Origin of the sequence: Pelomonas parva (assembly GCF_043555835.1) — a bacterium.
GTDB lineage: Bacteria > Pseudomonadota > Gammaproteobacteria > Burkholderiales > Burkholderiaceae_C > Pelomonas > Pelomonas parva.
In genome coordinates, this window is the sequence record NZ_JBIGHV010000017.1 from 1 (window position 1) to 20,127 (window position 20,127).

A 20,127-nucleotide genomic window follows, 5' to 3' on the forward strand; every position below is an offset into this window, starting at 1 on the left:
ACCTCGGCGCGGCTCACTTTGATCGCGCCGACATGACCAAGACTGCCAATCGACTCATTCGCCGCCTTCAGCAGATCGGCTACAAGGTCGAGGCCATTCCGGCTTGAGGTTGAGTGTTTCACTTCAGGGCAGCGTGCTCAGGGCTCGATGGCCGCACCCACAACGGGCCCGGCGGCAATCGTGCCGATGCGCGACGCCTTGCCGGTGGCCAGGTCGATGCGATACCAGACCGACTTGCCCGCCGTCGTCACCGCCGAATAGGCCGCGTTGGACACGTCCGAGATGTCCAGCGTCGCGCGCTCGAAGGGGCCGATGCCCAGCGAGCCCACCGTGAACAGCTTGCCCGTGTTGGGCGACACCATGGGCTGCACGCCCTCCTTGCTGCCCTGGTGCACCAGCACGCCCTGGCGGCCATCCAGCGCGTAGTTGGTCGTGATCTTCTCGTTGTCCTTGTTGTAGGTGTAGCCGGCCGCGACGACGGCGGCCGCCTTGCTGGCACCCGCGTCCGCCGCGTCGAACACCAGCCGGCCGTCCATCTGCAGGCCCGGCAGGTTGGGGTCGGCGTCGACGATGGCGCCGGTGTCGGGGTGGATGCGGAAGTTGAAGCCGGCATCGTTGACGACGCGGATGCGGTCCACCGTCGGGTTGAAGTCGAAGCCCCACTCGGTGGCGCCGACGGGCAGGCCGACGGGTGTGCCGATGGCGCTGGCCGCGCCGGTCTTGGTGTCGATGCGGTAGAGCTGGCCGCTGGCGCCCAGGCCGAACAGCTGGCCCTTGGCGACGCGGTAGTCGATGCCCAGCAGCGTGTCGCCGGCGGCCAGCCCGGTCAGCGCCTTGGTGGACAGCGTCGTCTGTGGCTGGCCGGCGTTGAACTGGATGAGCTGGTTGGTTGCGGTCACCGCGTAGATCATCTCCTTGGCCGGCGGGCCGACGGGCTCCGTGGCGCAGGCAGCCAGCAGGGCGGTCAGTGCTAACGCAAGGGCATGGCGGGTCATGGCATCTCCAGAATTGTGGGCGAGCGGTTTATACGCGCCCGCCGCAGCTCATGGACGCAATGCCCCCACAGGGCTTCAGAGCTTGACCGGCCCGTCGATGGCCGCCGACCCCGACATGGCCTCCTTGGCCTGCTGCTGCCGCACGCGGTCGAGATAAGTCTCGGAGCGCGCCAGCTGCTCCTGGATGAGCTTGTTGTTGGTGCCCATCGTCTCGATGGCCTTGCTGCGGAAGTTGTCCATCGCATCCATGGCCTGGAAGGTTTGGTCGAACATGGACTGGATCTGCTGGATGCCCAGCATGGGGTTGGCCGAGAACTCCGCCGTCGCATCGACGTGCTGATTCAGCGCCGTGCCGGTCTGGTTGATGAGGTCGCCGATGGTGGTGTTGACACCTTGCAGCATCTTCATTACCTCGATCTGGTTGCCGGTGGCTCGGGCCACGGTCTGGGCCACGGCCAGCGCGCTCATGCCGGTGGTGGCGACGCGGTCGCAGCCGATCATCATTTCGCGGCCGGTCTTCTTCAGCACGTCCAGCGCCAGGTAGCCGTTGACGCAGACGGCCTGCTGGGTCTGAATGTCGGCCAGGTTCTGGCGCGCGTAGAACAGCACCTCCTGCTCCAGCGCCTTGGCTTTCAGCGGGTCGGTCGCCTTGAGCTGCTGCACGCGCTCGTCCAGCCGGGTGTCCAGTGTGCGCGCGAAGCGGGCGGCGGCGGCCAGCGCCTGCATGGCTTCCCACAGCTTGCCGCGCGTGGCCTCGATGTCGATGACATCCTTCTGGATGTCGTCCTTGGCGGCGTAGAGCTGCGTCATGGCCGTCTGCAGTTGCGAGCTGGCGGACTCGAACTTGCGGAAGTAGGCCTCCAGCTTGTTGCCGAACGGGATCAGCCCGAGGAGCTTGCGCGGCTGCAGCAGGTCGCCGTCCTTGCCGGGGTTCAGCTCATCAAGCTGGCCGCGGATGGCGGCGATGGCCTTGTAGGCCGACGTGTCCGTCGCGCCGACGAAGTTGCGCTGCATCAGGCTGCCCTGCATCAGGCCGGCGGCGATGCTGATCTCCTGGCGACCGAGCTGGAAGGCGCTGTCCAGCTTGGCCTTGAAGGGCTCGCTGTGCAGGTCTTCCTTCTCCAGCGCGTCGATGAAGCGGCGCACCTGCTCGTCCACCTTGTCGGCCACGCCGGCCTTCAGCGGCACGGCCTCGACGGCCTGCACCGGCTGCACGGGCGTGATGACCTCGGGCGGTGTCAGCGTGAACGTGGGGGTAGCGGTCGTGGTCGTGGTCGTGTTCATGCGATGTCCTTGCTGCCGAACTTTTGCTTCAGGAATTCACTGTGGCGCAGGAAGGCCTGGGCGTCCTGCGAGGCGAGGTCGTCACCGAGCTGGTCCACCTTGGTCTCCAGCTCGGCCAGCACGCCCTCGAACGTGGTCTGCGCCGTTTTGCCGTTGGCCAGCAGCTTGGTGGTGGCGAACTGCTGCGGGATGCTGAGGTAAGTGTTGAGTGCCTGCGGCAGGTAGCTGATGGCGATGTGGCGTGCGTGGAAGGTCTCCTGCAGGCTCAATTGGCCCTTGCTGCGCTCCCACTGATCGAGCAGGCCCTCAAGGCGCACGCACAGCTTCTGGATGCGCTGGGCCAAAGCGAACGGGATGCGCTGCCCGGGGTTGTGCTCGGTTAGCCGGCGCACGCCGCTGAGCGCCCGGCCCATGGCCTCGCGGGCATCGCCTTCGTCCTTGAAGTGCAGCGCCTCCCAGGCGTCCTCTTTCGTCGTGGGCCAGCCCCACCACAGCGCGCCGGCCACCAGGCCCACGCCGTAGCCCAGTGCGGCCAGGCCCAGCGCCCAGCCGCCGAGAAAACCCAGCGCCTTCAGCACCAGCACGCCGGTCGCCGCCAGCAGTCCGCACCAGTTGGCCGGTGCGTTCAACCATCGAAACAAGCCAGTCATTCGTTGCTCACTGGTAGGCCCGTATGTCCTTGAACACCGCATACAGCGGCGTCTTGCGCGCATCGAACACCTTGCCGCCGGTGATGTTCGCCAGCTCCTTCAGGTCGGCCTCGGCCGCCTCGCCGAACAGCACCAGGAAGACGGGGATGCCGCGCACGTCCTCGGGCAGCTGCTCGTAGGCGCGCTTGAAGTCCTCCAGCTTGCGGCCGGCGGTGTTCTTGCCGTCGGTGAAGGCGACGACGGAGTACTGGTAGTCGGGGTTGCGCTTGCGCTCCTCCAGCATGTGCTCCAGCCCGGCCAGCACCGCGTCGTACAGCGCCGTGCCGCCGGCCATGCGCAGCGCGTCGGCCGCGTCGCGCACGCGCTTGAGTTCGGCCAGCTTGGCCTCGGTGTCCACCTGCGGCGTCACGCCTTTGCTGACCTTGCTGCCAGCCGGGATCTCGAACGGCACCAGCGCCTGCGGCGAGCCGCTGAAGGGCAGGAACCACAGCCGCTCGCGGTTGGTCAGCTTGGCGACGCGGCCGGTCAGCGAATGGTCGGCGCCGGCCAGGTAGTGGATGGCCTCGACCAGCTGCTCGCGCCGCTTGCCCTGCATGCTGCCGCTGGTGTCCAGCACGAAGGTGGAGGCGATGGGCTTGCGGAACTCGTTCAGGTAGGCGTCGATGAGGCCGTCGGCCAGTTGCCGGTCGGGCGAGAACGGCAGCTCCACCTGGAAGCCGCGCGCCGGCAGGATGTCGGCCACCTGCGCCGCCACCTCCGCGCGCATCGGCCGGCGCAGCGTCTGGCGCGCCAGCCACAGCTGGGCGGCGTCGCCCTTCAGGTAGTCGACCACCTTCAGGTAGTCGGCGCGGCGCGCGTCGTTCAGCAGCATGAAAGGGTAGTCGGCCGTCGACACGCCCTCGAACGGATAGATCAGGTGCAGCGGCTCGCGCAGCTTGCCGCTGGCGTTCAGGCTCAGCAGCCAGCTCTCGTAGTTGATGAAGGCATTCGCCCGCGTGCCTTGCTGCTTGATGAACTGCTCGGCCAGATAGGTCGAGTTGTCGCCCACGATCTTGTAGCCCTTCAGGAAGTCGGCAATCGCGCCGCGGTCCACGTCGGCGGCGCTGAGCGCCTCGCCCTTGCCGCCGGCTGCGGCGACGACGCCCAGCAGCGCCATGAAGCCCTGGTTGCTGGTGGCCGGGTTGGACAGCGCGTACTGCAGCTTGCCGGCCTTGGCCGCGCGGGCGATGTCGGCCCAGGTCAGCTTGGCGTCCGGGCTGTCCCAGCCGTTCCTGGCCGCGTCGCTCTTGCTGACGCCCACGGCGATGGGCGACAGCATGATCTTTTCCTGCACCTTCACCTTGCCCTGGCCGGCGGCGTCGCTGAGCAGGTACTTGGCGTTCGCAAACCAGGCCACGTCGGCCTGCGACCCGGTCAGCACCTCCTGCGTGCTCTCCATCGTGCCGCCGAAGCGGAACTTCACGTCCACGCCGGTGGCGGCCTTGATCTGCGCGGCCAGCGGCTCGATGTCCTTGAGGTCGCTGGTGGCCAGCACTTCCAGCGCGGCGCCGGTGGCGGCGGGCGCTTGCGCTGCGGGCGCGGGGGACTCTTCCTTCTTGCCGCAGGCGGCCAGCAGGCACAGGCTCAACAGGCAAAGGGTGCGACGCATCACTGGTTCATCTCCCGGCTGACGATGTCGATCATTTCAAACATCAGGTCGAACCCCGGCGGGTCGATGACCTGGTTCAGGCGCTGGTCCACGGCCAGGCCGGCCTTCTCGGCGGTGGCGGCGAAGGCGGCCGTGTCGCCGGTGCGAAAGCCATGTTCCAGCGCCACGGCCTGCAGCGTCTTGTTGGCCACCAGCAACTCGGCCAGTTGCTTGGCGCGCTCGCTCATCGTCACCAGCACCAGCTTGTTGACAATGGTGGGCTGCGGATACATCAACACCATCTCCGGCTTGATGCCGCCGCCCTTCTGCGCCTGCGACAGCATCTGGCTCTCGTAGATGAAGGCCAGCGGGGTCTTGCCCATGCCGATGGCCAGGTAGTCGTCGAAGGCGCCGTTGACGTAGTTCTCCTGAAAGCCCTGGCGCTTGAACAGCTCGGCCAGCTGCACCGCGTACTTCTGCCCCGCCGTGCGGTCGGCGACCACGTCGCCGTTGAGCGCCGCCGACGTCAGCGCCAGGTACATGGCCGCCGAGTTGCTGCGGCGGATGTCCGTCGTGCTCACCAGCACGCTGCGCGACACCGCATAGTCGCCGCTGGCCTTCAGGTCGCGCCAGCGCTGCTTGGCGAGCATGGCCTGCGTCAGCTTCTCCATGTCCAGGCCGTAGATCTTGGGGCCGATCGACCGGGCCATGCCGTTGGCCGCCAGGATCTTGGCGACCGGCTCCCACGAGGCGACGACCAGCGGCGTGTGGAAGGGCGAGGTCTGCGTGGCCGACTTGCCGGCCTTGCGGGCGGCGTCGGCAATCATGTTGGCCGCGACGACACCGCTGGCGATGAAGAAGTCCGGCTGGTCCGCGCCGCCGACCTTGGTCGCCATGTCGCGGCTGCCCACGCGGGCCACCTGCACCGGCAGCTTGGCGCCGGCCAGCGCCTTGATGACGCGCTCGTCCTTGAACAGAGGCTCCATCTCCACCGTGATGAAGCCCTTCAGCGGCTCGGCCGTGGCGATGGCCGCCTGCTCCTGAGCGATCAGCCGGGTCTCCTCGTTGTTGCGCAGCGCAAAGAAGAGGGCGCCGCCGAACACGGCCAGCAGGACCAGGGTGCCGATCAGGCGTTTCGCGTTGTTCATGGGGGGAAGCAGGCTCCTTTCGATCAGGAGCGGAGTGTGCATCTTTCCGGCGACGACAATCACCGGCCATGAGTGACATCCTTACCCTCACCCGCCCTGACGACTGGCACTTGCACCTGCGCGACGATGTGGCGCTTGCCAGCGTGCTGCCCTACACCGCGCGCCAGTTCGCCCGCGCCATCGTCATGCCCAATCTGCGCCCGCCGGTCACGACCGCGGCGCAGGCCGTGGCCTACCGCGAGCGCATCCTGGCTGCGTTGCCCGAGGGCCTGGACTTTGAGCCGCTGATGACGATGTACCTGACGGACAACACACCGCCAGATGAGATCAAGCGCGCCAAGGACGCGGGCGTCGTGGCCCTCAAGCTCTACCCGGCTGGCGCCACGACCAACAGCGATGCCGGCGTCACCGACATCCGCAAGACCTACGCGACGCTGGAAGCCATGCAGCGCGAAGGCCTGCTGTTCCTCGTGCACGGCGAGGTGACGGATGCCGACATTGACGTGTTCGACCGCGAAGCCGTCTTCGTCGACCGCGTCATGACACCGCTGCGCGCCGCCATGCCCGAGCTGAAGGTCGTCTTCGAGCACATCACGACCAAGGAAGCCGCGCAGTACGTGACCGACAGCGACCGCTTCACCGCCGCCACCATCACGCCGCAGCACCTGCTCTACAACCGCAACGCCATCTTCACCGGCGGCCTGCGCCCGCACTATTACTGCCTGCCGGTGCTCAAGCGCGAGGAGCATCGCCAGGCGCTGCTGAAGGCTGCCGCCTCGGGCAGCGCGAAGTTCTTCCTCGGCACCGACAGCGCGCCGCATGCGGCCCAGCTGAAGGAGAACTCGGTCTGCGGCGCCGGCTGCTTCACGGCCATCTCGGCGCTGGAGCTGTATGCCGAAGCCTTCGAGGGCATCGGCGCGCTCGACAAGCTCGACGCCTTCGCCGGCCACCACGGCCCCGATTTCTATGGCCTGCCGCGCAACACTGGCACCGTCACGCTCAAGCGCGAACCGTGGACACTGCCCAGCGCCGTGCCGTTCGGCGAGGCGCAACTCAAGCCCTTGCGCGGCGGCGAAACCCTGAACTGGAAACTCATCTGATGAAGAAGGTCGCTTTTCTCGTCGACTTCGACAACGTCGCCACCGACGTCATCGAGCAGGCCTTGCAGATGTGCTTCAAGGACTACGAGGCCGTCCACATCCGCCGCGCCTATTGCAATGCCGAGCAGGCGCAGAACCACCAGGGCTTCCTCAAGCGCCTGGGCCTTCGCGCCATCGTCAACCTGGCCATCGGCAAGAACTCGACCGACATCGCCATGGCCGTCGACGCGATGGATCTGGCGGTCAGCGAGAAGCCCGACGTCATCGTGCTGGTGTCGTCCGACAGCGACTTCGCGCCGCTGGTGTTGCGGCTGCGCGAGAAGGGTGCCTGGCTGCGCGGCTTTGGCCAGCATGGCAAGACGGGCGAGGGCGTCATCCAGATCTATGACCAGTTCAACGAGCTGGCCCATGACAGCGGCAAGTCGTCTTCGCCCAAGCGTGAGCCGGCGCGCAAGGCCGCAGCCCGCCGGCCTGCCGCCAAGAAGGCCGCGCCGGTGAAGGCCCAGGCGCCGCAGGCCAAGCCAACGCCAACACCTGCACCGACACCCGCACCTGTGCCTTTGCCTTTGCCCGCAGCCAAGCCGGTGGCCGCGCCAGCGCCCAAGGCCGCCGCAGCGCCGGTGGCCAAGCCCGCGCCTGCCCCGGCGCCGGTTGATGCCAACGTCGCCGCCGCCCGGGAGATCAACGCCATCCTGGCGCTGCTGCCCAAACTCGCCGATGGTCAGTGGCACGACCTCGGCGCGGCCGCCAAGGCGTTGAAGGAGGCCGGCCTGCTGCCCAAGACGGCGCCGTCGACCAAGCTGTTCCGCAAGCACCCCAAGGCCTTCCAGCTGCAGCCCGAGAAGACGCCCAATCAGGTGCGCTTCGGTCACGGCTGAGGGGCCCGGCCGGCGCGCACTGCATCCCGCGCTAGCATGGGCCCCGCCTTGGGAGGGGTAGTTTGCCGATGAAGTCCTGTCTGAGAACCTTGCTGGGCCTGGCTTTCGCCGGCCTGGCTCTTGGCGCCGCCGCGCAGTCGCCGCCGCCTTCTGCGCCCGCTTCAGCGCCCGCCGCGCAAGCCGGCGCTGCGCCCGTCGTGTCCGCCAGCGCCCGGCGCCTGTACGAGCGCAGCAAGGGCCAGCTGCTGCAGATCCGCACGCTGCTGAAGACGCAGGACAGCCAGGCCTCGGTCGGCTCGGGCTTCCTCGTCAGCGACGACGGCCACGTCGTCACCAATTACCACGTCATCAGCCAGTTCGCGCTGGAGCCCGACAGCTACCGGCTGCGCTACGCGACCACCGACGGCCAGGGTGGCGCGCTGGAACTGCTGGACTTCGACGCCCGACGCGACCTGGCGCTGCTGCGTGCGGTCGACGACGGCAAGGGCGCTGGCCTCAAAGGCCGTGGCGCGCTGGCCTTCCGGCCGCAGACCCAGCCGCTGGCCAAGGGCGAGCGCATCTACTCCATGGGCAACCCGCACGACGTCGCCTTCGCCGTCGTCGAGGGCAATTACAACGGCCTGGTCGAGCGCAGCTTCGACCCGCTCATCTACTACGCCGGCGGCATCAACCCCGGCATGAGCGGCGGGCCGGTGCTGGACGAGGACGGCTTCGTCGTCGGCGTCAATGTGTCGACGATGCTGTTCGCCCAGCAGGTCAGCTTCCTGGTGCCGGGCGAGTTCGCGGCGGCACTGGTGCAGCGCAGCTTGGCGGCCAAGCCCATCCGCACGGCGGCCTGGAGCCGGCTGCGCGACCAGCTCACCAAGTACCAGGATGAGCTGGTCACCCGCTTCGTCGCCCAGCCCTGGGAGAGCGCCAACCACGCGCGCTACCGCCTGCCGGTGCCCAAGCAGGACTTCATGCGCTGCTGGGGCCGCAGCACGGCTGCCGACACCAAGGGCCTGGACTTCGAGCGCTCGCAGTGCCGCATGGACCACGCGATCTTCGTCGGCGGCAACCTGCAGACCGGCTGGCTGGACATGTCGCACGAGGCCTATGACGGCGAGAAGCTCGGCGCGCTGCGCTTTGCGCGCCAGTACTCGGGGAGCTTTCGCAACGAGCGCCTGGGCAGCTCGGACAAATCCCGCACAGCGCCCCATTGCAAGGAGCAGTTCGTCGACCGCGCCGGCCTGCCGCTGCGCGCGGTGGTCTGCCTGCGTGCCTACCGCAAGCTGGAGGGCTTGCACGATGTCAGCATCCTCGTGACGACGGTGGATGCGGCCACGCAAGGCGCTTTAGGCCGCTTCGACGCCCGTGGCGTCAGCTTTGACAACGCGCTCAAGCTCGCGGCGCATTACCTGGAGGGCTTCGCGTGGACGAGCACGAAAGCCAAGTGATGCCTGTGGCGCCCGTGGCGGCCGTTGTCGAACTGCTGGGCCGCGACGGCCGCGTGGCCGTCGTGCAGCGCGTGACGCAATGGCCCGCGCGCATCGGTCGCTCGCCGGCCTGCGACATCGTGCTGGACGACGCCCACCTCGCCGCCGAGCATGCGGAGTTGCAGCTCGCGCCCGATGGCGCCGTGCGGCTGAAGCTGCTGGACAGCCGCAACGGCGGCAGCATCGCCGGCAAGCGCCTGGCGGCCGGTGATGAGGCCGCGCTTCCCGCTGGTGGCGCCTTCCAGCTCGCCGGCTGCGCGCTGCGGCTGCGCACCAGCGCCGACGTGCTCGCGCCTGAGCAACTGCTCATCGTGCAACCCACGCGCCACTGGGCGCTGCTGCCGCTGCTGTTGCTGAGCATGCTGTTCTTCCAGTGGCTGGACCGCTGGAGCGCCTCCGACCCGGATGCGCGCTGGATCGACTACGCCTCGCCGCTGCTGGCGCCGCTGGCCCTGGTGCTCGGCTGGGCCGGGCTGTGGTCGCTGGCCAGCCAGCTCTTCCAGCACCGCTTCCCGTTTGCGACGCATCTGCGCCGGGTGCTGCTGGTCATCGTCGCGCTGCAGGTGCTGGAATGGCTGCTGCCCGCCGTTGCCTATGCCTTCTCATGGCCGCGGCTGTTGGTGCTGGAATCGCTGGCCGAGCCAGTGGCCGGCGCGGCGCTGGTGGCCTGGCATGCCCGCCTCGTCTGGCCGGGCGCGCGGCGCACACTTAACATCGGCATCACCGCGCTGCTGCTGCTGGGTCTGGGCCTGCAGGTGGGCAAGCGCCAGGAGCAGCAGTACGTGTTCGGCCCGCCCTACCTGGCCAGCCTGCCGCCCCCGGCGCTGCGCGTCGCCAAGCCACAGCCGGCCGAGGCGCTCATCGAGTCGCTGAAGCCGCTGCAAGCCGAGCTGGCGCGGCAGGCGCGCAAGGACAACGAGGACCTGGACGGCGACGAGTGAACCGGCTTTCGGGCCGAGCGCCGGGCCGCCCCAAGCCCGCCCGTCAGCCGATGCCTGCCGGTCAATCCGGCAGGCATCGCCGTCCCCATGGGGGACCGCCCGGGCTGCCCGCGTGCAGCGAGGCGAGACCGGGCGAGGGGCTCACCTTCTCCTAGGCCTGCGGCAGGAAGCCGTCGACCGACAGGTAGCGTTCCCCAGTGTCGTAGTTGAAGCCCAGCACGCGCGCACCGGGCGTCAGCTCGGGCAGCTTCTGCGCGATGGCGGCCAGCGTCGCGCCGCTGGAGATGCCGATCAGCAAGCCCTCCTCGCGGGCGCTGCGCCGGGCGTACTCGCGCGCCGCCTCGGCCTCGACCTGGATGACGCCGTCCAGCAGCGCCGTGTCCAGCACGGCCGGGATGAAGCCCGCGCCGATGCCCTGGATCGGGTGCGGGCTGGGCTGGCCGCCGCTGATGACCGGCGAGGCGCTGGGCTCCACCGCATAGACCTTGAGCTGCGGCCAGGCCGCCTTCAGCACCTGGGCGCAGCCGGTGATGTGGCCACCGGTGCCGACGCCGGTGATCAGCGCATCCAGGCCGTCGGGGAAGTCGCGCAGGATCTCCTGCGCCGTCGTCTTCGCATGCACGGCCGGGTTGGCCGCGTTCTCGAACTGCTGCGGCATCCACGAGCCCGGGTGTAGCTCCAGCAATTCCTTGGCGCGGGCGATGGCGCCCTTCATGCCTTTCTCACGCGGCGTCAGGTCGAATGACGCGCCAAAGGCCAACATCAGCCGGCGGCGCTCGATGCTCATGCTGTCTGGCATGACGAGGATGAGTTTGTAGCCCTTGACCGCCGCCACCATGGCCAGGCCCACGCCGGTGTTGCCCGAGGTCGGCTCGATGATGGTGCCGCCGGGCTTGAGCAGGCCTTGCGCCTCGGCGTCCTCGATCATGGCCAGCGCGATGCGGTCCTTGATCGAGCCGCCAGGGTTGCTGCGCTCGGACTTGACCCAGACCTCGGCGCCGGGGAACAGGCGTTGCAGGCGGATGTGGGGCGTGTTGCCGATGGTGTCGAGGATGCTGCTGGCTTTCATCGGGGGTCTCCTGTTGGACGCGGGGATAATCGCAAGTGTGAAGCAAGCCAGACCGCCGCTGGGGCAAGCATGGAAACATGGCCCTGGAGGAAGGTCCGGACTGCATAGAGCGGCGTAGCAGCTAACGGCTGCCCGGCGAAAGCCGAGGATCAGAGCAACAGAGACGAGTCAAGGCGGGCTTCGGCCCGCCTTGGGTGAAACGGGCAATCTCTACGCGCAGCAACACCAAGTAGGCCAGCGTTGATGCGGCTCGCAGAGCTGGCGGGTAGGTGGCACCGAGCCGGGGCGTGAGCCTCGGCCCAGAGGAATGGCGGTCACATCGTCATGATCGAAAGGTTAGGGCGGTGCACAGAATCCGGCCTATCGGCTTGCTTCACACTTTTTTCCACCCCGGTGGGCGTCAACCCCGCGACGCGGTCGGCATGAGCGCGTCGATACACTGGCCCGCTGCCGCAACCCGTGGCGCCCGCTCGTCTACCCGACCGCTCCCCCCGATGAATCCTGAAGCCAGCCGCCTCTGGCGCGCGCCCCGCTGGGCCCTGTCCGTGCTGCTGGCCTGCCTGGCCATGGTCGGGCCCTTCTCCATCGACACCTACCTGCCCGCCTTCTCGGGCATCGCGGCGGCGCTGGATGCGACGCCGGTGCAGATGCAGCAGACGCTGTCGGCCTACCTGTTCGGGTTCGCCGTCATGAACCTGTTCCACGGCGCGCTGTCGGACTGCTTCGGCCGCCGCCCGGTTGTGCTCATCGGCCTGGCGGCGTTCACGCTGGCGAGCCTGGGCTGCGCGGTGGCCGGCTCCATCGGCCAGCTGGTTTTCTGGCGCGCCGTGCAAGGCATGTCGGCGGGTGCGGGCATCGTCGTGTCGCGGGCCATCATCCGCGACATGTTCCCGCCGGCGGATGCGCAGCGCGTCATGTCGCAGGTGACGCTGTTCTTCGGTGTCGCGCCGGCCATCGCGCCCATCGTCGGCGGCTTCCTGTTCGTGCATGCCGACTGGCACTCGATCTTCTGGTTCCTGACCGCCGTCGGTGCGGCGCTGTTCATCGCCAACTGGCGGCTGCTGCCGGAGACGCTGCACGCGGACATGGTGCAGCCCTTCAACGTGCCGGCGCTGATGCGCGAGTACTGGCGGCTGTGCAGCAGCCGTCAGTTCATGATGCTGGTGCTGGCCAGTGGCATCCCGTTCAACGGCATGTTCCTGTACGTGCTGGCCACGCCGGTGTTCCTGGGCGAGCACTTGCAGTTCGCGCCGACGCAGTTCTTCTGGTTCTTCCTGTGCACCATCGGCGGCATCATGGCCGGCGCGGCACTGAGCGGCCGGCTGGCGGGCAAGATGTCGGCGCCGCGCCAGATCATGCGGGGCTTTCGCATCATGGTGGCGGTGTCCATCGTCAACGTGGCGCTGAACCTGTTCGCGCCGCTGAGCGCCTGGTGGGCGCTGCCGATGATCGGCCTGTTCTCGTTCGGCTGGGCGCTAATGGTGCCGGTCGTCACCCTGCTCGTGCTGGACCAGGTGCCGGAGCGGCGCGGCATGGCCTCGTCGCTGCAGGCCTGCATAGGCTCGGCGGCGAATGGCCTCGTCGCCGGCCTGCTGGTGCCCCTGGTCATGCACTCCACCGTCGCCCTGGCCGTCACGTCGGCCGTGCTGATGGGCGTGGGCCTGGTGGCCTGGTACGGCGTCAGGCGCTCGATCGTGAGCTGAACCTGCGGCGCGCCAGCGCCAGCAGCCCGGCAATGGCGAACAGCGACCAGGTGCTGGGTTCGGGCACCGCTGCGGCCAGCGCACTGGCCTGCGCGCCGACGCTGGCGTCGAAGCTGACGAAGTGCAGCTCCGGGTCGAAGTCGAGGCTGTTCGGGTCGACCGAGGACAGCGCGTAGTGCAGCTGGATCTCGCCATCCAGCCGGCCGTCGGCCGATGGCGCGAAGCTGAGCTGGCCGATGCCCGTGCCCAGCAGCGCGTCGTAGCTTTCCGTCAGGCTGGCCAGCGGAGCCAAGGTGATGACGCCGCGCGGGCCCAGCAGGTCGGCGTAGCTGCCGAAGGCTGAAAGCGGCGCCAGTGTGAAGTCGGTGCCGGTGACGAGCAGGTAGTTGTCTGCATCGTCATTCAGCAGCGAGAAGCCCCAGCCGGCCGTCTGGCCCGGCTGGGCGCTGATGACGGCGGGCGACAGGGTCAGCACTGCCGCTTGCGCGGCGGTGGCGAGCAGCGTGGCGGTGGCCGCGCAGAGCAGTTGCAGGGTCTTTTTCATGATGTCTCGTGGATGAGGTTCAGCGGAACTGGTTGCTGCGGCTGATGGTCAGCGCCGGCGAACCCTTGGCGGGGTCGCCATGCCAGCCGTTGGCGGCGTTGAAGGGCGCGTCGACGGCGAAGGCGGCCAGGGCCGGGCAGCCGGTGAAGTCGATGGTCACGCCGGTGCTGGCGGTGGCGCCGGCGGCGATGTCGCCGAGGTTGACCGGGAAGGCCGTCTTGACGACCGGCGTGCACGCCGCGCCGCCGGTCTGGCGCAGCTTGAAGCCCGCCAGCCGCACGCCGTGGGCGGTGCCCGGGCCGGGGTTGCTGAAGCTCAAGGTCCAGACGCGTGCCGCCTGCGTGCCGGCCTTGGTGGCGATGCTGCCGCTCAGGCTGGCGCCGGGCAGCTTGGACGGGTCGACGATGCCCCAGTAGGCCGGCTTGGCCTTCAGGGACTGATCGAACAGCACGGGCGCCTCGGCCCGCGAGCCGGTGGTCAGCCAGGTGTGGTTGTCCGCCTGGCCCCAGATGGTGACCGAGTCGATCAGGCCGCCCAGCTGGCGGAAGGTGTTGAAGTAGTTGCGCCAGGCGTAGCCGAGCTGGGCGTGCACGGCGGGCGGGATGTCTTCGTAGCTCGCGTAGAACGGGCCGTTGTCGCTGACCTTGATGTCCATCTCGGTCACCTGCTGCGAGATGCCGGGGAAGGCCGTCGCCAGCGAGCGAACCATGTTGTTGACGGACGCCGGCGTCGGGTAGGCCAGCGAGATGTGCATCTGGTGGCCGATGCCGTCGATGGGCACGCCGCGGGCCTTCATGCCGGCCACCAGCTTGTGCAGGCAGGCGAGCTTGGGCACGTCGGTCGTGCTGTAGTCGTTGTAGTAGAGCTTGACCTGGGCCGGCAGCAGCGCGCGGGCGGTGCGGAAGGCGGTGTCGATGAAGTCGGTGCCGGTCAGCAGGTACCAGGGGCTGCGGCGCATGCAGTCGGCCTGCGCAGGGTCGATGACCTCGTTGACGACGTCCCAGGCGTAGAAGCTGGCGACGTGCGGCGCGAAATGGTTGAGCACCTGGGTGATGTGTTCCACCTCGCGCTGCAGCACCAGCGCTTTGCTCGCGGGCGAGGGCGTCAGCGCCTGGCCGTTGGCGTCCTGGAACACCCAGGCCGGCATCTGCTCATGCCAGGCCAGCGTGTGGCCGCGCAGCTTCAGGCCCTTGGCCTTGGCGAAGGCGACTTCGGCATCGGCATTGGCGTAGGTGAACACGCCGGGCTGGGCTTGCAGCGAGCCCCACTTCATGTTGTTCTCGGACACCAGGCTGTTGAAGTGCTTGACGACCAGGTCGCCCTGCACGCCCGTGATGCCGCCGTTGTAGCCGATGGTGCCGACCGGGAAATAGGCCAGCTGGCTCTGCGCCACCGAGGGGATGTTGGTCTCGATGCTGGGCGGCGGCACGTAGCTGATCTGCACGTCGTCGATCATCAGCGGGTTGGTGTCGGCGGACTCGACGTAGAAGGTCAGCCGGGTGTTGGCCATGGCCACCTGGTAGGTGCCGGAGAGCCGGACCCAGGCCGACGAGCCGACCGTCGTGTTGTTGATGACGGTGTGATAGCTGGTGATGGTGCCTGCGTCGCGCTGCAGGCTGATCTTGACCTGTGAGGTCGCCGCGCCGGCGCTGGCTGGCAGCTTCGCCCACGCCGTGACCCGATAGGTCGAGCCGTTGAACATCACGTTGGTCACGTCATAGGCCGGGCCGGCCCAGGTGCCAGCGCGGCCGGTGGCCAGCAGCGCCTGGCTGCCGCCGTGGGCGCTCTCGGACGTCGTCGCGACGGTGGCGCCGCGGCCGAACCAGCCCTGGGTGCCGCTCTCGAAGTTGGACGACAGCCCGGTCGTGTTGGGCGGCAGGCCCGGCGTGCCGGAGACCAGCGTGACCGAGGCGTCGTCGACGTAGAACGACGCCGTCTCGCTGCTCGACTCGATGTAGAGCACGAGACCGGTGGGTGCCGGCTCGGGCAGCGCATAGAGGCCGGTGATCTGGGTCCAGCCGCCGTCGGTGACGCCGGTGGCGGTGCTGGAGCCGACGCTGTCGTAGCTCGTCGTGCCACCGGCCGTGCGCTGCATGGACAGCTTGACCTGCGTCGCCGGCGTGCCGGCCGCCAGGCGCACCCAGGCGGTGATCTGGTAGGACGAGCCCGGCACCAGCTTGCCGGTGAGGTTGACGCTCGGGCCCATGTAGCCGGCCGTGCGCCCGGTCGTCAGCAGGCTGCGCGAACCGGTGCGGGCGACGGCGGCGCTGTTGGTGAGCGTCACGCCACCGAACGGGCCGAAGCCCTGCAGCGTGCCGTCCTCCCAGGTTGCCTGCACCACCTGGGCCTGGGCGGGGAGGGCGCCGCAAAGTCCGAGAAGCAGCGCGCCCATGGTGCGCCATGACTTGATCAAGCCGAGCATGTCTCCATCCTTTTTGTCGTTCGCTGCCTGCGTGATAGCTGGCGAGCGGGTTGCAGCGTGATTGATAGCGCAACCAATTCAATGTATTCAATCTGTGGGTGCGGCGTGAAGACGCGTTTACGCTGATAAACAAATCAGTGACTTGGATGCCTTGTTTACTTTGATAGCGCTATCCATATCTGGGCTTGAGCGTCGTGCGCTCAAGCCAGCGCGGCGGAGGCCGAAATCATCAGGATGAGCATGAAGACGCCGTTGACCCTTGCCGCCTGCCTGCTGGCGCTGGCCGCCCAGGCGCAGGACGCGCAGGAGCCCGTCGAGCAGTTGCGCCAGCGGCTGGCCGAGCGGCTGGCGACGAAGGGCGAGGGCGCCGCCACGGCCAAGCCCAAGGCCGCGCCGCGCGCCGCTACGAAGCCGGGCAAGGCGCAGCCACCCAAGCCCCGCGCCTGGGGCTATACCAGCGACGTCGGCCCCGACCGCTGGGCCGAGCTGGCGCCGGAGAACAAGCTCTGCGCCATCGGCACGCGCCAGAGCCCCATCGACATCCGCGATGGCATCGCCGTCGACTTGGAAAAGATCGCCTTCGACTACAAGCCCAGCGGTTTCTCGGTGCTGGACAACGGCCACACGGTGCAGGTGAACGTCGCAGCCGGCAACGGCCTGACGGTCATGGGCCGGCGCTACGAGCTGCAGCAGTTCCACTTCCACCGGCCCAGCGAGGAGCGCATCAACGGCCGGCAGTTCGACATGTCGGCGCATCTCGTGCACAAGGACGCGCAAGGTCGCACGGCCATCGTCGCCGTGCTGCTGGAGCGCGCGGCGGACGACCGGCAGCAGCCGCTGCTGCAGACCGTCTGGGCCAACCTGCCGCTGGAGAAGGGCGAGGCTGTGCAGGCGCAGGCGCAGATCGACCTGACCCAACTGCTGCCCGAGAACCGCGGCTACTACACCTACATGGGCTCCATCACGACGCCGCCGTGCAGTGAGGGCGTACTGTGGATGGTGCTGCGCCAGCCGGTCCCGTTGACGGCGCAGCAGGTCAGTGTCTTTGCGCGGCTGTACCCGATGAATGCGCGGCCGTTGCAGGCCGGCTCAGGACGGCTGATTAAGGAGTCGCAGTAGCCTGTGACCCCTCGTCCAAGGAGTACCTTGGCCGGGACCGCGCTGCGGCTTGCGCCTTAGCGCTTCGGCAGGCACATCACGCCCACTGGGCGTGCCGTGTCCGGCCTCAGCCCCCGAGGGGACGGCGATGCTCGCGGCATTGAGCCGCTCGCACATCGCCAGACGGGCCGGCTTGGGAGCGGCCCGGCGCTCGACCCGAAAACTCGGGAGGTGGTCAGACTCGCTTGCGGGCGCCCGACAGCCAGTCGTACAAGGTGGCAAACAGCTGCTCCGCCACGACCGGCTTGGCGACGTGGTCGTCCATGCCGGCGTCCAGGCAGCGCTGGCGCTCGTCGTCGAAGGCATTGGCTGTCATCGCCAGGATGGGCAGCGCCGCGCCCTGGGGCAGGCGGCGGATGGTGCGGGTGGCGTCCAGGCCGTCCATCACGGGCATCTGCACGTCCATCAGTACCAGCGCGTAGTCGCCCGCCTGGACCATGTCGACGGCCTGCTGGCCGTCCCCGGCCACGTCCACCGTCAGCCCGGCGCTGCCGATCAGTGCCACGGCGACCTCCTGGTTGACCGCGTTGTCCTCGGCCAGCAGGATGCGCAGCGGCCGGCTGCGTGCCAGCTCGGCCAGTCGCTCGCGCACCGAGTGCGGCCGCTGTGCGAGGGCCGGCGCCGGCTGTGCGTCGGCGCCGGCTTCCACTGCAAGCGCGAACCAGAAGGTGCTGCCGCGCCCGGGCTGGCTCTGCACGCCGACGCGGCCACCCATCAGCGCGGCCAGGCGGCGGCAGATGGCCAGGCCCAGGCCGGTGCCGCCGTAGCGCCGCGTCGTCGAGCTGTCGGCTTGCTCGAAGTCGCGGAACAGCCGGGCCTGCGCTTCGGGCTCGATGCCGATGCCGCTGTCCTGCACCTCGAAGCGCAGCGGCAGCCGTGTGCCCGTGGCCGTGTGGGTCGGCTCGCCGTCCAACCGCACGGCCAGGCGCACGAAGCCGGTCTCGGTGAACTTGACCGCGTTGCCGGCGAAGTTCAGCAACACCTCGGCGATGCGCTGTGGGTCGCCCATCAGCACGCGGCCGGCCAGCTCCGGCGCGATGTCGGTCTCGACGCGCAGCCGCTTGGCCGCAGCCGCCTGCGTCGTCATGTTGGCGATGTTGTCCAGCACCTCGTCGAGCCGGAAGGCGCGCTGCTCCAGCTGCACCTTGCCGGCCTCGATCTTGGAGAAGTCGAGCACGTTGTTGATGACGCTCAGCAGGTGCTCGGCCGCGTTGGCGACCTTCTGCAGGCGCTGCTGCTGCGCGGGCTCGACGGCGTCGCTCTGCGCCAGGTAGGTCAGGCCGATGATGGCGTTCATCGGCGTGCGGATCTCGTGGCTCATGTTGGCCAGGAAGGCGCTCTTGGCCAGGCTCGCAGCCTGCGCTGCTTGCGTGGCCTCGGCCAGCTCGGCGGTGCGCGCCTCGACCAGCTCCTCCAGGTGGTGGCGGTAGCGCTCCAGCTCCAGCGCATCGCGGCGCTCGCGCGAGATGTCGGTCAGGAAGCCGTGCCACAGCACGCCGCCGTCGGCCTCGCGCTGCGGGATGGCGTTGCCGTAGATCCAGCGCTCGGCGCCGTCGGGTTGCGGCGTGCGGAACTCCTGCTGCCAGGGGCTCAGCGAGCGGGCGCTGGCCAGCAGGCTCTCGCGCACCATGGCGCGGTCGTCGGGGTGGATGCGCTCGAACCACGGCGCCGCGCTGCGGTTGAGCTCGGCGGCGCCGACGGGGAAGTACTCGCGCACCGCCTCGCTGACGTAGGCGAAGCTGAACTCGCCGCTGACGGCCAGGTGCAGCTGGTAGACAACACCTGGCACCGTCTCGGCCATGCCGCGCAGCCGCTCGATGAGGGCGCGCTGGGCGTTGAACTGCTGCTGCAGCGCATCGCGCATGTGCTCCAGGTGGCCGCCGAGCTGGCCGATCTCGTCGGCGCGCTTGTGCTCCAGCCGGGCGTTGAAACGGCCCTGGGCGAGGTCGTTGGCAAAGCCGCCCAGCTCGCGCAGCGGGCGGAACAGCCGCGAGTTCAGCAGCCACAGCACCAGCGCCAGCGACGCCAGCAACTGGCCGCCCACCGTGGCGGCGTACAGCCAGCGCTGGCGGGTGAGCGCCGTCTTGCTGAGGTGGTCGTCGATCTCGATCTGGATGTGGCCGATGCGGCTGGTGCCACGCATGATGTCGCGCTCGCCGATCAGCGTCTGGCCCCGGCGCCGCTCGGGCAGGTGGTTCTCGATGAAAGGCAGGCCCTGCGAGGCGTCGCTGACGCTGACGCGCACCACCTCGGGCGACTTGACGATGGCCGACACGACCTCGCGCGCGGCAACGGCGTCGAGGTTCCAGAGCAGCTCGGGCAGGCTGCTCGCCAGCACGTCGAGCTTGGCGTCGACGTCGCGCTGCAGCGCCTGCTCGGCAACCTGGGATTCCCGCAGGCCGATGAACAGGCCGCCGACGATCAGCGCCGGCAGCAGCAGGCCGACGCTGGCGCCGAGTGCCAGCGCGGCGAACAGTGACGAGGAGGTCTTGCGGCTCAAGCGCGTGCTCAGAGTCTTAGCCCTTGGCGCCCAGCAGTTGCGGCTTCAGCGAGGAGTCGACCGGCTTGTCGCCGAGCCAGATCTTCAGCACGGCGTTGTAGAAGGCGACATCCTTCATGGGCTCGCCGATGGGCTTGCCGTTGTAGGTCATGACGGTGCCGGTGTCGGGCACCCAGTCCACCGTGATGACATCGCCCTTCTTGCCCGCCGAAATGCTGACGAAAGCGTCGCCGAACTGGGCCAGCTGGTTGACGAACTTGGAGCGCTCGGCCTTGTCGGTGTTGGCCGTGATGCCGGCGAGGAAGGCCTGGCCCAGCTCGTCGCCGGTCACCTCGCGCAGCAGGCCCAGCGTGAAGCGGCGCGGGCCGGGGCTGGCGAGCACGTCGGCCGGCGTGCTCTTCTTTTCGGGCAGGTAGAGCACCAGCGCATAGACCTTGACGACGAAGCGCGTGCGGATGCCGGCCCCGTTGACCTTGAGCTCCTTGCCGGCCACCTTGACGGTGTCGTCGAATTTCAGGCCGCCCACCTCGATGGCCTGGGCGGCGCCGGCCAGACCCAAGGCCATACTCAGACCCAGACCCAGGCCGGCGATGCGGCACAAAACGGTGTTCGTCTTCATGGTGTCTCCTTTGT

Annotated in this window: 16 protein-coding genes and 1 other RNA gene; 7 read left to right on the forward strand and 10 right to left on the reverse strand. The window is 68.7% G+C overall.

Annotated features, from left to right (window positions below):
• Positions 1-137 precede the first annotated feature (137 nt).
• The 5 genes from ACG00Y_RS28295 to ACG00Y_RS28315 all read right to left on the reverse strand — a co-directional run bounded on the left by ACG00Y_RS28295 (position 138) and on the right by ACG00Y_RS28315 (position 5,704).
• Complete coding sequence (locus ACG00Y_RS28295) at positions 138-995, reverse strand: DUF4394 domain-containing protein (protein ID WP_394484923.1); 858 nt, start codon at positions 993-995, stop codon at positions 138-140.
• A gap of 75 nt (positions 996-1,070) precedes the next feature.
• Complete coding sequence (locus tag ACG00Y_RS28300; protein WP_394484925.1) at positions 1,071-2,279, reverse strand: toxic anion resistance protein; 1,209 nt, start codon at positions 2,277-2,279, stop codon at positions 1,071-1,073.
• Positions 2,276-2,920, reverse strand: coding sequence for a hypothetical protein (locus ACG00Y_RS28305; protein WP_394484928.1), 645 nt, complete (start codon positions 2,918-2,920; stop codon positions 2,276-2,278). The genes ACG00Y_RS28300 and ACG00Y_RS28305 overlap by 4 nt, the downstream gene beginning before the upstream one ends.
• A 16-nt stretch (positions 2,921-2,936) precedes the next feature.
• Positions 2,937-4,577, reverse strand: a complete 1,641-nt coding sequence (locus ACG00Y_RS28310) for a substrate-binding and vWA domain-containing protein (protein WP_394484930.1) — start codon at positions 4,575-4,577, stop codon at positions 2,937-2,939.
• Positions 4,577-5,704, reverse strand: coding sequence for a hypothetical protein (locus tag ACG00Y_RS28315; RefSeq protein WP_394484932.1), 1,128 nt, complete (start codon positions 5,702-5,704; stop codon positions 4,577-4,579). The genes ACG00Y_RS28310 and ACG00Y_RS28315 overlap by 1 nt, the downstream gene beginning before the upstream one ends.
• A gap of 68 nt (positions 5,705-5,772) precedes the next feature.
• On the opposite strand from ACG00Y_RS28315, the gene pyrC reads away from it, so the two are divergent.
• The 4 genes from pyrC to ACG00Y_RS28335 all read left to right on the forward strand — a co-directional run bounded on the left by pyrC (position 5,773) and on the right by ACG00Y_RS28335 (position 10,098).
• Entirely contained in the window at positions 5,773-6,804 is a 1,032-nt protein-coding gene (gene pyrC, locus ACG00Y_RS28320; RefSeq protein ID WP_394484934.1) for a dihydroorotase, read from the forward strand.
• Entirely contained in the window at positions 6,804-7,682 is an 879-nt protein-coding gene (locus tag ACG00Y_RS28325; RefSeq protein ID WP_394484936.1) for an NYN domain-containing protein, read from the forward strand. Before pyrC ends, ACG00Y_RS28325 begins: the two co-directional genes overlap by 1 nt.
• Positions 7,683-7,750: 68 nt before the next feature.
• Positions 7,751-9,118 (forward strand): S1 family peptidase, encoded by a 1,368-nt coding sequence (locus ACG00Y_RS28330; protein WP_394484939.1) that lies wholly within the window; start codon positions 7,751-7,753, stop codon positions 9,116-9,118.
• Positions 9,118-10,098, forward strand: a complete 981-nt coding sequence (locus ACG00Y_RS28335) for an FHA domain-containing protein (RefSeq protein WP_394484942.1) — start codon at positions 9,118-9,120, stop codon at positions 10,096-10,098. Before ACG00Y_RS28330 ends, ACG00Y_RS28335 begins: the two co-directional genes overlap by 1 nt.
• Before the next feature lie 151 nt (positions 10,099-10,249).
• Here ACG00Y_RS28335 and cysK read toward each other — a convergent pair whose 3' ends face one another.
• On the reverse strand, positions 10,250-11,167 hold the full coding sequence (gene cysK, locus ACG00Y_RS28340; RefSeq protein ID WP_394484944.1) for a cysteine synthase A: 918 nt from the start codon (positions 11,165-11,167) through the stop codon (positions 10,250-10,252).
• Between the two features lie 39 nt (positions 11,168-11,206).
• On the opposite strand from cysK, the gene rnpB reads away from it, so the two are divergent.
• Both rnpB and ACG00Y_RS28350 read left to right on the forward strand, forming a co-directional pair.
• An RNA gene (gene rnpB / locus ACG00Y_RS28345) (RNase P RNA component class A) lies at positions 11,207-11,546 on the forward strand.
• Between the two features lie 115 nt (positions 11,547-11,661).
• Positions 11,662-12,870 carry a multidrug effflux MFS transporter gene (locus ACG00Y_RS28350; RefSeq protein ID WP_394484946.1) on the forward strand — a complete coding sequence of 403 codons (1,209 nt, stop codon included), beginning with the start codon at positions 11,662-11,664 and terminating at the stop codon, positions 12,868-12,870.
• Here the strand turns inward: ACG00Y_RS28350 and ACG00Y_RS28355 are convergent.
• Positions 12,848-13,414: a PEP-CTERM sorting domain-containing protein gene (locus ACG00Y_RS28355; RefSeq protein WP_394484948.1), complete on the reverse strand. Its 567-nt coding sequence runs from the start codon at positions 13,412-13,414 to the stop codon at positions 12,848-12,850. The genes ACG00Y_RS28350 and ACG00Y_RS28355 overlap by 23 nt on opposite strands.
• 19 nt (positions 13,415-13,433) lie before the next feature.
• Positions 13,434-15,836: an endo-1,4-beta-xylanase gene (locus ACG00Y_RS28360; protein ID WP_394484951.1), complete on the reverse strand. Its 2,403-nt coding sequence runs from the start codon at positions 15,834-15,836 to the stop codon at positions 13,434-13,436.
• Positions 15,837-16,076: 240 nt separating this feature from the next.
• Here ACG00Y_RS28360 and ACG00Y_RS28365 point away from each other — a divergent pair, with 240 nt between their 5' ends.
• Positions 16,077-16,955, forward strand: a complete 879-nt coding sequence (locus tag ACG00Y_RS28365) for a carbonic anhydrase (RefSeq protein ID WP_394484953.1) — start codon at positions 16,077-16,079, stop codon at positions 16,953-16,955.
• A 214-nt stretch (positions 16,956-17,169) separates the two neighbouring features.
• Here ACG00Y_RS28365 and ACG00Y_RS28370 read toward each other — a convergent pair whose 3' ends face one another.
• Both ACG00Y_RS28370 and ACG00Y_RS28375 read right to left on the reverse strand, forming a co-directional pair.
• Positions 17,170-19,494, reverse strand: a complete 2,325-nt coding sequence (locus tag ACG00Y_RS28370; RefSeq protein WP_394484955.1) for an ATP-binding protein — start codon at positions 19,492-19,494, stop codon at positions 17,170-17,172.
• Positions 19,495-19,510: 16 nt separating this feature from the next.
• Positions 19,511-20,113, reverse strand: a complete 603-nt coding sequence (locus ACG00Y_RS28375; RefSeq protein ID WP_394484957.1) for a chalcone isomerase family protein — start codon at positions 20,111-20,113, stop codon at positions 19,511-19,513.
• Positions 20,114-20,127: the final 14 nt, after the last annotated feature.

Coding starts and splice junctions, on each gene's coding strand:
- pyrC (WP_394484934.1), top strand. CDS start 5,773: ATGAGTGACATCCTTACCCTCACCCGCCCTGACGACTGGCACTTGCAC.
- ACG00Y_RS28350 (WP_394484946.1), top strand. CDS start 11,662: ATGAATCCTGAAGCCAGCCGCCTCTGGCGCGCGCCCCGCTGGGCCCTG.
- ACG00Y_RS28315 (WP_394484932.1), bottom strand. CDS start 5,704: ATGAACAACGCGAAACGCCTGATCGGCACCCTGGTCCTGCTGGCCGTG.
- cysK (WP_394484944.1), bottom strand. CDS start 11,167: ATGAAAGCCAGCAGCATCCTCGACACCATCGGCAACACGCCCCACATC.
- ACG00Y_RS28310 (WP_394484930.1), bottom strand. CDS start 4,577: ATGCGTCGCACCCTTTGCCTGTTGAGCCTGTGCCTGCTGGCCGCCTGC.
- ACG00Y_RS28300 (WP_394484925.1), bottom strand. CDS start 2,279: ATGAACACGACCACGACCACGACCGCTACCCCCACGTTCACGCTGACA.
- ACG00Y_RS28295 (WP_394484923.1), bottom strand. CDS start 995: ATGACCCGCCATGCCCTTGCGTTAGCACTGACCGCCCTGCTGGCTGCC.
- ACG00Y_RS28325 (WP_394484936.1), top strand. CDS start 6,804: ATGAAGAAGGTCGCTTTTCTCGTCGACTTCGACAACGTCGCCACCGAC.
- ACG00Y_RS28375 (WP_394484957.1), bottom strand. CDS start 20,113: ATGAAGACGAACACCGTTTTGTGCCGCATCGCCGGCCTGGGTCTGGGT.
- ACG00Y_RS28330 (WP_394484939.1), top strand. CDS start 7,751: ATGAAGTCCTGTCTGAGAACCTTGCTGGGCCTGGCTTTCGCCGGCCTG.
- ACG00Y_RS28360 (WP_394484951.1), bottom strand. CDS start 15,836: ATGCTCGGCTTGATCAAGTCATGGCGCACCATGGGCGCGCTGCTTCTC.
- ACG00Y_RS28355 (WP_394484948.1), bottom strand. CDS start 13,414: ATGAAAAAGACCCTGCAACTGCTCTGCGCGGCCACCGCCACGCTGCTC.
- ACG00Y_RS28335 (WP_394484942.1), top strand. CDS start 9,118: ATGCCTGTGGCGCCCGTGGCGGCCGTTGTCGAACTGCTGGGCCGCGAC.
- ACG00Y_RS28365 (WP_394484953.1), top strand. CDS start 16,077: ATGAAGACGCCGTTGACCCTTGCCGCCTGCCTGCTGGCGCTGGCCGCC.